At 67.4% G+C, this 236-nt stretch carries 1 protein-coding gene; it reads right to left on the bottom strand.

Annotated features, from left to right (window positions below; genetic code table 11):
- A partial coding sequence (locus tag DA373_RS16235) for a VCBS domain-containing protein (protein WP_157953744.1) occupies positions 1-236 on the bottom strand: 236 nt, incomplete at both ends.

The raw sequence follows: 236 nt of genomic DNA, 5'->3' as shown, positions 1-236 counted from the left end.
GCTGCCCTCGGCAGGCGGGTTGGTGATGGCAAAGGTGTGGCTGTCGCTGCCGTCGGCATCGCTGACCACAAAGTTGCCGGTGACCGCATTGCCGTCTTCGGTGGCGGCCACGCTCACCGCCGAGACCACGGGCGCGTCATTGACGCCGGTGACGGTAATGGTGACGGTGCCGCTGTTGCTGGTGGCCCCGGCGCTGTCGGTGGCGGTGTAGTCAAAGCTCACCTGGCGGGTTTCGC

The organism is Oceanimonas marisflavi (assembly GCF_003049725.1).
In the GTDB taxonomy this organism is placed as follows: domain Bacteria; phylum Pseudomonadota; class Gammaproteobacteria; order Enterobacterales; family Aeromonadaceae; genus Oceanimonas; species Oceanimonas marisflavi.
This window is presented reverse-complemented; position numbering and strand designations above follow the sequence as displayed.